Here is a 276-nt window from a genome sequence, read left to right on the forward strand (position 1 = left end):
CCCTCGTGGCCGCTACGGCAGTAGTCCATCATTAATACGAACAGAGCCACTGTGGACAGACCGTCGGCGAATTGCTCGAACAGGGCCACCGGCCAGATCCAGTGATCCGCCGGGCTGCTGGCCACCATCCACCAGCCAAGAAAGGACACGGCCTGCAAGGCGGCAAAACCGAACAGGGCCAGTTTGCGCGACAGCCGCATCATCAGCACGCCCGCCAGTGCCGCGCCGGCCAGTCCCACCAGGGATGAAACTAAATCCAGTCGACCGATGGCTTCC

1 pseudogene is annotated in these 276 nt (G+C 62.7%); it reads right to left on the reverse strand.

What is annotated here, in order from left to right:
* Nucleotides 1-276: pseudogene (locus B3Q33_RS12755) on the reverse strand (MFS transporter); the annotation flags it as partial.

Origin of the sequence: Alcanivorax sp. UBA3183 (genome assembly GCF_002364155.1) — a bacterium.
In the GTDB taxonomy this organism is placed as follows: domain Bacteria; phylum Pseudomonadota; class Gammaproteobacteria; order Pseudomonadales; family Alcanivoracaceae; genus Alcanivorax; species Alcanivorax jadensis.